The organism is Sphingomonas sp. (assembly GCF_025362505.1).
In the GTDB taxonomy this organism is placed as follows: Bacteria; Pseudomonadota; Alphaproteobacteria; order Sphingomonadales; family Sphingomonadaceae; genus Sphingomicrobium.
Genome location: NZ_JANYGG010000055.1, coordinates 1 through 9,991, shown reverse-complemented (window position 1 = coordinate 9,991; position 9,991 = coordinate 1). Strand labels below are relative to the sequence as shown.

General features: G+C 66.0%; 12 protein-coding genes and 1 tRNA gene. 4 read left to right on the top strand and 9 right to left on the bottom strand.

Features of this window, described 5'->3' with window-relative positions; translation table 11 throughout:
• The coding region (locus Q0R27_RS04520; RefSeq protein WP_293941412.1) for a hypothetical protein at window positions 1-202 on the bottom strand (202 nt) is incomplete at its 3' end.
• Between Q0R27_RS04520 and Q0R27_RS04515 the strand changes: the two genes are divergently transcribed.
• From Q0R27_RS04515 to Q0R27_RS04505, 3 genes are all read left to right on the top strand, one after another.
• The gene (locus Q0R27_RS04515) at window positions 201-788 is read left to right on the top strand and encodes a helix-turn-helix transcriptional regulator (protein ID WP_293941409.1); all 588 of its coding nucleotides are present in this window, start codon (window positions 201-203) and stop codon (window positions 786-788) included. The genes Q0R27_RS04520 and Q0R27_RS04515 overlap by 2 nt on opposite strands.
• 131 nt (window positions 789-919) lie before the next feature.
• A complete protein-coding gene (locus tag Q0R27_RS04510; protein WP_293941406.1) occupies window positions 920-1,387 on the top strand; it encodes a GreA/GreB family elongation factor in 468 nt (155 codons plus the stop codon).
• Window positions 1,388-1,490: 103 nt separating this feature from the next.
• Window positions 1,491-1,566, top strand: a tRNA-Val gene (locus tag Q0R27_RS04505).
• Window positions 1,567-1,625: 59 nt separating this feature from the next.
• Here Q0R27_RS04505 and Q0R27_RS04500 read toward each other — a convergent pair.
• The gene (locus Q0R27_RS04500; protein ID WP_293941403.1) at window positions 1,626-2,579 is read right to left on the bottom strand and encodes a winged helix DNA-binding protein; all 954 of its coding nucleotides are present in this window, start codon (window positions 2,577-2,579) and stop codon (window positions 1,626-1,628) included.
• Window positions 2,580-2,615: 36 nt separating this feature from the next.
• Between Q0R27_RS04500 and Q0R27_RS04495 the strand changes: the two genes are divergently transcribed.
• Complete coding sequence (locus Q0R27_RS04495; protein ID WP_293941401.1) at window positions 2,616-3,014, top strand: hypothetical protein; 399 nt, start codon at window positions 2,616-2,618, stop codon at window positions 3,012-3,014.
• On the opposite strand, the gene cysQ is transcribed toward Q0R27_RS04495, so the two are convergent.
• The 7 genes from cysQ to Q0R27_RS04465 form a co-directional block, all read right to left on the bottom strand.
• Window positions 3,002-3,835: a 3'(2'),5'-bisphosphate nucleotidase CysQ gene (cysQ, locus tag Q0R27_RS04490; RefSeq protein WP_293941398.1), complete on the bottom strand. Its 834-nt coding sequence runs from the start codon at window positions 3,833-3,835 to the stop codon at window positions 3,002-3,004. The genes Q0R27_RS04495 and cysQ overlap by 13 nt on opposite strands.
• Window positions 3,836-3,839: 4 nt before the next feature.
• Window positions 3,840-4,619: an SDR family NAD(P)-dependent oxidoreductase gene (locus Q0R27_RS04485; RefSeq protein ID WP_293941395.1), complete on the bottom strand. Its 780-nt coding sequence runs from the start codon at window positions 4,617-4,619 to the stop codon at window positions 3,840-3,842.
• Window positions 4,620-4,885: 266 nt separating this feature from the next.
• Window positions 4,886-6,820 (bottom strand): acetyl/propionyl/methylcrotonyl-CoA carboxylase subunit alpha, encoded by a 1,935-nt coding sequence (locus Q0R27_RS04480; RefSeq protein WP_293941392.1) that lies wholly within the window; start codon window positions 6,818-6,820, stop codon window positions 4,886-4,888.
• Window positions 6,817-7,815: a biotin synthase BioB gene (gene bioB, locus Q0R27_RS04475; RefSeq protein ID WP_293941389.1), complete on the bottom strand. Its 999-nt coding sequence runs from the start codon at window positions 7,813-7,815 to the stop codon at window positions 6,817-6,819. Before bioB ends, Q0R27_RS04480 begins: the two co-directional genes overlap by 4 nt.
• The gene (locus Q0R27_RS13445) at window positions 7,812-7,889 is read right to left on the bottom strand and encodes a biotin carboxylase N-terminal domain-containing protein (RefSeq protein ID WP_366079849.1); all 78 of its coding nucleotides are present in this window, start codon (window positions 7,887-7,889) and stop codon (window positions 7,812-7,814) included. Before Q0R27_RS13445 ends, bioB begins: the two co-directional genes overlap by 4 nt.
• Window positions 7,886-8,473 carry a hypothetical protein gene (locus tag Q0R27_RS04470; protein WP_293941386.1) on the bottom strand — a complete coding sequence of 196 codons (588 nt, stop codon included), beginning with the start codon at window positions 8,471-8,473 and terminating at the stop codon, window positions 7,886-7,888. Before Q0R27_RS04470 ends, Q0R27_RS13445 begins: the two co-directional genes overlap by 4 nt.
• A gap of 5 nt (window positions 8,474-8,478) precedes the next feature.
• On the bottom strand, window positions 8,479-9,991 hold a 1,513-nt coding region (locus Q0R27_RS04465), incomplete at its 5' end, for a carboxyl transferase domain-containing protein (protein WP_293941383.1).

The following is a 9,991-nucleotide window of genomic DNA, read 5'->3' as shown; positions in this document are numbered from 1 at the left end:
CTGCCGCGCCCGGCTCGTTTGCCGTCGGTTCGGGGCGGCACAGGACGACCGCTGACCACCCCGTCTTCAATTGCTCGTTCCTCAAGCAGCCTTGGTCCATCGCGTCGCGCCATGCCTTGTTCCTCCCAAGATGAAGGCTTGCCATAAGGGCGCGACTGTAGGACAGAAGAAAAACCGCATTGGTTACGAGGCTGTCGCCCATGATCACCCGCATTCGTGAAGTTCGCCGCGCCCGAAGGATGACGCTGGACGAGGTTGCCAAGGCCTGCACCCCACCGACCACGCCGCAGACCATCGGCCGGCTGGAGACGGGCACGCGCACGGTCTCGGTCGGCTGGCTCAACCGCATTGCCGCCGCGCTCGGGGTTGAAGCCTCGGACCTGGTCGACAGTCCCGACAAGGCCGAATTGCCGGTCGTCGCCGTCCTCGGCGCCGCAGGGGCGAGCGCGCCGCGCCGCAACGGGATCGTCGTCCCGCCCAAGGCCGGCGCGGGTCAGGTCGCGATAACCGTGACGAGCTCGCTCGGCGACTATCGCGCCGGCGACGAGATCTGGTGCGAGCAGCTCGGGCCCGAAGATTTCGGCAAGGCGCTCAACCGCGATGTGCTCGTTCCGCGGCCCGCCGGCCGGTTCCAGTTCGGTCGGCTGATCGGCCGCGACGCCTCCGCCGGGGACTCTGGGGGAGACGGCAAGCTCCACCTGCTCCCCCCCGGCGCCGGCAGTCGCCAGTCGGTCGTCACCGACCCACCGTGGATCGCGGTGGCGACCAAATTGGTTCGGGGACTCTGATCATTAGCCGGTGCGACGCCCGGCTTGCCGTGATCGCTGGACACCACCGGATCGAACAGTGGATGCCGTTATGCGCTCAGCCGTGCTAGCAACGGCAGAATGACCCGGCCCTTCAACCCTCAACGACCGTCGTGAGCGTCGCCTTTCGCCGCGAAAGTGACGAAGAACATCTCGAGCCTCGTTTCGAGCTTCCGCTTCCCCCCGGTCCCAATCCGGTGACCAAGCGCGGCTACGAACTGATCGCCGCGCGGAATGAGGCGCTTGAGCTGGAGCTGACCACGACGCCCGCCGGCGATCGCCGGACCGAGTTGCTGCGCGATGTGCGCTATTGGCGAAGCCGGTTGGCGACCGCCCAGGTTGCGCCCCGTCCTTCGGGAAATACGGTCGCGATCGGGACCGTCGTAACGATCGAACGCGAAGGCTATCGGCGCGTGCTCGAAGTGGTCGGTCACGATGAGAGCGATCCTGCATCCGGACGGATAGGCTTCGCGGCACCCCTCGCCCGCGCGCTGATCGGCGCCGAGGTCGGGGATGAGGTCGATCTGCCGAGCCCGGTCGGAGTCGTGACGGCTACGGAAGTCTCCATACGGCCTGACTAGAAGGCCCGCGACCGCCAGCGCAGCGACACTATTCCCCGCACGGGCAATGCCCACGCTTGCCACTCCGCCATGTGCATGGCATCGCGCCGCGCACCGCTTGCGCGGGCGCTTAGCTCAGTTGGTAGAGCGCTTCCTTTACACGGAAGATGTCGGCGGTTCGAGCCCGTCAGCGCCCACCACCTCCCCGTTCGGGTACACGTAGCCAAGAGCAAACCGGCGCTGGGCCTCGACCCGAAGCTCAAGCGCCGGCGACGCGGCCCACTTCGCCGAAATAGTTGCGCATCGCCTGGCTCGTGTTCGGCGCCATCTCGACAAACACGCGGCGGCCGTCGTGCGGGTCGGCGCGGCGCACGAGAAGTCCGCTGTCGGTCAGCGTCTTGATCCAGCGGAGCGCGGTCGTGGCGGGGACCGCCGCGGCGATGCACAGGCTCGACACCGGCACGCGGACTTGGGAAATTTCCGCCTGGGTGAGGTCGAGCAGCATGTCCCACGCCGGGTCGGCGAACAGCTCGTTGGCGAAGAACCGCGCGCGCAGGCGCCGCGCGCGGATCACGGCGCGGATCGTTTCGGGTGCGATATCGGGCGCCGGATCGGGCGCGGTCGGACGGGGAGTCGGCAGGGCGATCGGTGCCGGGGTGCTCGGCCCACTGGACAGGCGCGCCAGCGTGGCCGCGATCCGCCCGACCTCGTCGGTCAACTGGCGTAGGCGGGCGGCGCTGGTGTCGGTCGCGACATCCGACAGCCGGGTACCGCGCGCGGGCGCGGCGAGCGCGAGCGCCAGGGCCGCGACTCGTGCCGGCTCATCGCCGCAGTCGTTTTCAGCGATCAGGAGTTCGACAGCGCCCCTGCTCAACCGCGCCGCGACTGGGTCGAGCAGCCCGGGGGCGGCGCAGACGATGGCCGCATAGAGACCGTTGGCGGCGTCGCGGTCGATGCGGTCGAGCAGCCGATCGAGCGGGTCCCCGCCGTCATCGTCGAGTTCGACCCAGATCGCGCTCGCCCTGACCTGCAGGTCGATCCGTTCGACCGCGTCGGCGATCGGGACGACCCCGGCGAGCCTGACACCCGCGGCTTCGACCAGCGCAGCGCCACGGTCTCGCGCTTTCGCGCTGCTTCCGGCGACGAGGATTGGCGCAAGAGTTTGAGGCACGGCGAGCGATGGCTCGGCGAGCACGAGACTGGCATAATCCATGAGGACGCACCTTTATGAAACAAGGTACCGAGCGAAGTGGAGCATAACGCAAGCCAGCTGGATGTCAGCGGGAAATTCGTCCGTTTCGGTCATGCCTGCACGAAATCGAAATCAGGCGGGGCCGATAGCGACGGCCACTTTGATGGGGCCGATAGCGTGAACCGCGAACAGGATATCAACCGATCGAACCGCGCCCGCTGGCTGGCCGAGCTCGACGAGGCGCTGCGTGAGGCCGAGCGGCTGACGACCCTGCTGTCGCGACATCCGCCCGAGAGCCGCTCGGCGATGCTGCTGCGCACAAGAATCAAGGCTGCGCGTACGGAAGTTGCAGCGCTTCAGCAGGGCGCGAATAGGGCGAGATTCGCGCCGAATTCACATCCATTACAGATGTGGTGGCGAGGAACATCTTCGTCTGCCGCCGATCACACGCCCTGAGGCAAGTCACCCCCGCCGCCGAATTCGGTCATGAACGGACCGATCGCCGGCGCTTCCCAGCCGCCCGTCGCGCAGAACCCGCGGTTGAGGAAGGCCATCTTGCCGTAGCGTAGCGGCGTGCCGTCCAGTCCGTCGACCCGTCCGCCGGCGGCCAGCAGGATGGCGTGACCGGCGGCAGTGTCCCACTCGCTGGTCGGCGACAGGCGCGGGTAGAGGTCGGCGCGGCCCTCGGCGACGATGCAGAATTTGAGCGACGAACCGACCGAGACATAGGCGCACTCGCCGAGCACCTGTGCGAGATAGTCGGCGGTGGCCTGGTTGAAGTGCGATTTCGACGCAACCGCAGCGCGTTCCTGCCCGAGTGGCCGCGTCGACATCGCGATCCGTCCCGATCCATCCTCTACGAACGCCCCCTGCCCGACCAGCCCGCCCCACAGCCGGTCGACCGCGGGCTGATAGACCACGCCGAGCACCGGCGATCCATCGACGATCAACCCGATATTGACGGTATAATCGTCGCCGCCGCGGATGAACTCCTTGGTCCCGTCGAGCGGATCGACGAGGAAATAAGTGTCGCCATGCGCTGGGATGCGGCCGGCGGCGACTTCCTCCTCGGCGATCACCGGGACGCCCGGCGCGGCCTTGGCCAGCGCGGCGAGGATGACCGCTTCGGCGACGCGATCGCACACCGTGACGGGCGAAGCGTCGTCCTTGGTCTCGATCTTGAACCCGGCGGCGACGAGGCGCAGGATTTCCGCCCCCGCCTGCCGCGAGGCGAGGACGAGGGCTTCGAGCAAGCTGTTATCTGCGACGATGCTCACCGGTTCAGCGCGGCGCCATGCGGATGCCTCCGTCGAGGCGGATGCTCTCGGCGTTGAGATAGGGCGTTTCGGCGATGAAGCAGGCAAGGCGCGCATATTCCTCGGCATTGCCGAGCCGCTTGGGGAACGGCACCTGCGCGCCCAGCGCATCCTGCACCTGCTGCGACATCATCGCCACCATCGGCGTCTTGAACACGCCGGGCAGGATGGTGTTGACGCGGATCCCGTCATTCATCAGGTCGCGCGCGATCGGCAACGCCATCGCCAGCACTCCGCCCTTCGACGCTGCATAGGCCGCCTGACCGATCTGCCCGTCTTCGGCGGCAACCGAGGCGGTGTTGATGATGCAGCCGCGCTCGCCATCCTCGAGCGGATCGAGCCCGACCATCCCGTAGGCGGAGAAGGCGATGCAGCGGAACGAGCCGATCAGGTTGATCGCGATCGCCAGTTCGAACTGGTGCATGGGGTAACGCTTGGGTGCCTTGGTTTCCTTGTCGCGGCCGACGGTCTTGACCGCATTGGCGACGCCGGCGCAGTTGACCAGGATGCGCTCCTGGCCGTGGGCCGCGCGGGCCTTGTCGAACGCCGCGCCGACCTTCTCGTCGCTGGTCACATCGACCTCGCAGAAGATACCGCCGATCTCCGCCGCGACCTTTTCGCCGCGCTCGACGTCCCGGTCGAACACGGCGACCTTGGCGCCCTTCGCGGCGAGTGCGCGCGCGGTCGCTTCGCCGAGGCCCGAGGCGGCGCCGGTGACGACTGCGGAAACTGCGTCGATGTTCATGGGTGAGACTCCGGCTGGGGGCTTAAGCTGACAAGATGGACGCGGTGTCAGCCCGATTGTGTCAGTTTAGTCAGTTTAGCGGCCGCGCGGCCCTCCGACTTTTTGGGAGCGAGGAGAGAGCCGCTGGTCATGGTTATGGGCTTAGGCAAATTTGGGCGGAGTAGGACAGAAGAATCTGGGGGGCGTTTGGTAGAGTGGCATTTCGGTGGTGGCGAGCGTCGTCCCGGCGGGAGCCGATATCCCGGGAGGATCGAGAGCCGGTTCGCTTAGCGTCCGGGGTCCCGGCTTTCGCCGGGATGACGCTCGTCCGGCTCTACTTTCACCAGCACGATTCCCTCGGCGACCTGCGCGCCAGCGACGGCGGAAAGTTCGGCGACGGTCCCGTCGAACGGGGCGACGAGGCCATGCTCCATCTTCATCGCCTCAAGCGTGAGCAGGCGCTGACCCTTGGTGACGGTCTCGCCGAGGGCAACGTCGACCGCGGTGACCTTGCCGGGCATGGGGGAGAGGATCGCGCCCGACCCGGCACCCGCGCCGACGCTGCCGCGCGCTGCACGATCGAAGGCATAGGCCTGGCCTTCGAGGAATACGACCACGCGCTCATCGTCGCGAAAGCCCGATACCGGCACGGTTTCTCCCTCGCCGTCGAGCGAGACGGTGCGGAAAGTGCCACCTCGGCCGAGTGAGACGGCGCGATTGGCAGGAGCATTGAGGCGGAAACCGGCGAGCGTTCCGAGTCCCTCCCCGTCATCATCCTCGGCCAGCGCGACTGCCGCCGCGCCGCGCCAGATCGCCTCGTCGGGCTCGGGGTCCGGCACCAGCGCGTCGAGATCGCGGGCAATGAAGCCGGTGTCGATCTCGGCGGCGACGAACGCCGGATGGACCAATGCGTTGAACAGGAAGCCGGCGTTGGTCCGCACCGGCCATATTTCCAGTTCGTCGATGATCGCGGCGAGGCTGGTGATTGCTTCGTTGCGATCGTCGCCGCGGGCGATGAGCTTGGCGATCATCGGGTCGTAGAAGGGCGAGATTGCGTCGCCCTCCTCCACCCCGGTTTCAATGCGACCTTCTTCACCTGCTTCGACGCCGAGGTCGAAATGCTCGAGCCGGCCGACGCTTGGCAGGAAATCGCGTGCCGGATCCTCGGCATAGAGCCGCGCCTCGATTGCCCAGCCGTTGATGGTGAGTTCGTCCTGGCGCTTGGGAAGCGGTTCGCCGCTGGCGACGCGGAGCTGCCATTCGACGAGGTCCTGGCCGGTGATTTCCTCGGTGACGGGGTGCTCGACCTGGAGGCGGGTGTTCATTTCCATGAACCAGATGCGGTCGGCGCGCAGACCTGAGCCCCCATCTTCTCTATCAGACGTGTCGGCGATGAATTCGATCGTGCCCGCGCCGACATAGTCGACCGCCTTCGCGGCCTTGACCGCTGCGTCGCAGATCGAGGCGCGGGTGGCGTCGTCCATGCCCGGGGCCGGGGCTTCCTCGATGACTTTCTGGTGGCGACGCTGGAGCGAACAGTCGCGCTCGAACAAATGGACGACGTTGCCGTGAGTGTCGCCGAACACCTGCACCTCGATATGGCGCGGCGAGAGGATGTATTTCTCGAGCAGAACGCGGTCGTCGCCGAAGGAGCTCGCCGCCTCGCGCTGACATGAGGCGAGCGCGTCGGTGAACTCGGCGGGAGCTTCGACCCGGCGCATGCCCTTGCCGCCGCCGCCGGCGACCGCCTTGATCAGGATCGGGTAGCCGATCTTGCCGGCTTCGGCGGCGAGCGTCGCGGGGGACTGGTCGGCGCCGAGATAGCCCGGAGTGACGGGGACGCCAGCGTCGATCATGCGCTGCTTGGCGGCGTCTTTCAGGCCCATCGCGCGGATCGATTCAGGGCGCGGGCCGACCCAGATCAGCCCGGCGTCGAGCACCGCCTGGGCGAAGTCGGCGTTCTCGGACAGGAAGCCATAGCCGGGATGGATCGCCTCGGCCCCGGTCGCCTTGGCGGCGGCGATGATCTTGTCGCCGACAAGATAGGATTCGCGCGCGGGCGAGGGGCCGATATGCACCGCCTCATCGGCCATGCGGACATGGAGCGCCCTGGTGTCGGCGTCCGAATAGACCGCGACGGAGCGAATCCCCATCTTCCGCGCGGTGCGGATGACGCGGCACGCGATCTCCCCGCGGTTGGCGATGAGCAGCGAAGCGATCATTCGGCGGCGGCCATTGCCCGCATTGGTTCTTCGGCCTGCATCGGCTTCAGCCCGAGCTTGGCGAGCAAGGCCGCGTCCTTGCTGTCGCCGGCGTTGGCGGTGGTGAGGAGTTTGTCGCCGGTGAAGATCGAGTTGGCGCCGGCCATGAAGCACAATGCCTGGGTCGCCTCGCTCATGCTTTCGCGGCCCGCTGACAACCGGACCATCGAGCGTGGCATGGTGATGCGCGCGATGGCGACGGTGCGGACGAATTCGATGTCGTCGATCTTGCCCATCGGCGTGTCGGCGAGGAGGTCGCCAAGCACCGTCCCGCGGATTGGCACGAGCGCGTTGACGGGGACGCTCTCGGGGTGGCGCGGCAGGGTGGCCAGCGCGTGGAGGAAACCGACGCGGTCCTCGCGGGTCTCGCCCATCCCGACGATCCCGCCACAGCACACCGCCATCCCCGCCGAGCGGACTTCCTCGAGCGTATCGAGCCGTTCCTGGAAGGTGCGGGTGGTGATGATGTCGCCATAATGTTCGGGCGAAGTGTCGATATTGTGGTTGTAATAGTCGAGCCCGGCAGTCTTGAGCTGGCGTGCCTGGTTGCCCGACAGCATGCCGAGCGTCATGCAGGTTTCGAGCCCCATCGCCTTCACCCCGGCGACCATGTCGCACACCGCACCCATGTCGCGGTCCTTGGGTTCGCGCCACGCCGCGCCCATGCAGAAGCGCTGCGATCCGGTCGCCTTGGCCTCGGCTGCGGCGGCGAGGACGGCGTCGACATCCATCAATTTCTCGGCCTTGAGGCCCGAATTTGAGGAGGCGGACTGGCTGCAATAGCCGCAATCCTCGGGACAGCCGCCGGTCTTGATCGAGAGCAGGGTACACAATTGCACTTCGCCCGGTGCGTGATGCGCGCGGTGCGTCTCGGCGGCGCGGAACACGAGTTCAGTGAACGGCAGGTCGAACAGCGCCGCAATTTCGGCGCGGGTCCAGTTGGTGCGGGTCATCATTTACCTTCGATTTCGGTGCGGATAATTCGGCAAGCGATTTCCCCGCGATTGGCGATGAGGAGGGAAGTGATCATTTGTCCCAACCGTCATTTATTATGAGATCGTCGATGGCTTCGATGTACCCATCAACCCCGTTTATCACGCCATCGCGCGCATCCGCTTTGTCTGCTGCGAAGTCCTTCCCTGCAAACGTGTAGTGTAACGCGCTCGCCTTCTGCCGACTCAAACGCATCCAAGCTTCGGCAGACATTTGTGCGTCGACCCAGACTTTCATCTCATTCAACAAAATATTGGCCTTTTCCGTCTGCTGATCGAATGCCCCATCGCCTTCACAACGAAAAAGGCCGTTTCGCAATTGCAGAAATTCGGATTGGAACGAGCGAAGCGTAACCTGAAGATCTCGGCGCGGATTTGGCACTGACTCCGGAATGGATGTCCACCACCAAAGCCCAAAATAAATCAGGACGATGCCGACTCCCGAAACGGCTCGCCAGCCGTCTCGAAAGTATTGGTTCACGGACCAAAAAAGATCTCTGTTGCCTTCTGCCGACGGAGTGGCAACGACAGACATCAAGGCGAACACAAAAAACGGACCGGCTGAGAGCAATCGATGGGCAACCTGTTTTGCCCCCAAATTTCTCAGCAACTTGAAAGCCATACCTATCACATCCTGAACACGCCGAACGACGCACGTTCGGGGATGAGGGCGTTGAGGGTGGCGGCGAGGGCGAGGCCAAGGACGTCGCGGGTTTGGGCGGGGTCGATGATGCCGTCGTCCCACAGCCGCGCGGTGGCGTGCCACGGGTTGCCTTGCGCTTCATAGTCGTCGCGGACGGGTTGTTTGAAGGCTTCGGCCTGTTCGGGGGTCCATTGGTCAGCGTCGCGGTGGACGGTGGCGAGGACCGATGCGGCCTGCTCGCCGCCCATCACGCTGATGCGGCTGTTGGGCCAGCTGAACAGGAAGCGCGGGGAGTAGGCGCGGCCGCACATGCCATAATTGCCGGCGCCGAAGCTGCCGCCGATGAGGATGGTGATCTTTGGCACCTGCGCGGTGGCGACGGCGGTGACGAGTTTCGCGCCATGCTTGGCGATCCCTTCCGCCTCATACTTGCCGCCGACCATGAAGCCCGAGATATTCTGCAGGAACAGCAGGGGGATGCGGCGCTGGCAGGCGAGCTCGATGAAATGGGCGCCCTTCTGCGCGCTTTCGGAGAAGAGGATGCCGTTGTTGGCGAGAATCGCGACCGGCATTCCCCAGATGTGGGCGAAGCCGCACACGAGGCTCGAGCCGTACAGCGCCTTGAACTCGTGGAATTCCGAGCCGTCGACGAGGCGGGCGATGACTTCGTGGACGTCGTAAGGCGCGCGGACGTCCTCGGGGATGATCGAATAGAGGTCTTCGGCGTCAAACGAGGGCGGGCGGGGTTCGCGGGTGTCGATCGCGGTAGTCGAAGCCGGCAGCGTCGAGACGATGTCGCGGACGATGGTCAGCGCGTGCTCGTCATTTTCGGCGAGGTGATCGACCACGCCCGATTTGCGTGCATGGAGGTCGCCGCCGCCAAGCTCCTCGGCGCTGATTTCCTCCCCCGTTGCGGCCTTCACCAGCGGTGGACCGGCGAGGAAGATGGTGCCCTGTTCGCGCACGATCACGCTTTCGTCGGACATCGCCGGGACATAGGCGCCGCCGGCGGTGCAGCTGCCCATGACGCAGGCGATCTGGGCGATGCCTTGCGCGCTCATCTGTGCCTGGTTGTAGAAGATGCGGCCGAAGTGGTCGCGGTCGGGGAAGACCTCGGCCTGGTGCGGGAGGTTGGCGCCGCCCGAATCGACAAGGTAGATGCAGGGGAGGCGGTTGGCCTCGGCGATTTCCTGGGCGCGAAGGTGCTTCTTGACGGTCAGCGGGTAGTAAGTGCCGCCCTTAACCGTCGCGTCGTTACAGACGATCATCACCTGCCGGCCCGACACGCGACCGATGCCGGCGATGAGGCCTGCGCCGGGGACTTCGCCGTCATAGAGGTCGCCCGCCGCGAGCTGGCCAATCTCGAGGAAGGGTGAGCCGGGGTCAAGCAGGCGTTCGACGCGGTCGCGGGGGAGCAATTTGCCGCGCGACACGTGGCGTTCGCGCGATTTCTCGGTCCCGCCCAGCGCGGCCTTGGCGACGTCGGCACGAAGCTTC

What these genes read in the sequence shown, in the direction of transcription:
- bioB (WP_293941389.1), bottom strand. Translation starts at nt 7,815, where the DNA reads ATGATGACCCGCACCAACTGGACCCGCGCCGAAATTGCGGCGCTGTTC.
- Q0R27_RS04485 (WP_293941395.1), bottom strand. Translation starts at nt 4,619, where the DNA reads ATGAACATCGACGCAGTTTCCGCAGTCGTCACCGGCGCCGCCTCGGGC.
- Q0R27_RS04480 (WP_293941392.1), bottom strand. Translation starts at nt 6,820, where the DNA reads ATGATCGCTTCGCTGCTCATCGCCAACCGCGGGGAGATCGCGTGCCGC.
- Q0R27_RS04500 (WP_293941403.1), bottom strand. Translation starts at nt 2,579, where the DNA reads ATGGATTATGCCAGTCTCGTGCTCGCCGAGCCATCGCTCGCCGTGCCT.
- Q0R27_RS04470 (WP_293941386.1), bottom strand. Translation starts at nt 8,473, where the DNA reads ATGGCTTTCAAGTTGCTGAGAAATTTGGGGGCAAAACAGGTTGCCCAT.
- Q0R27_RS13445 (WP_366079849.1), bottom strand. Translation starts at nt 7,889, where the DNA reads ATGATCACTTCCCTCCTCATCGCCAATCGCGGGGAAATCGCTTGCCGA.
- Q0R27_RS04515 (WP_293941409.1), top strand. Translation starts at nt 201, where the DNA reads ATGATCACCCGCATTCGTGAAGTTCGCCGCGCCCGAAGGATGACGCTG.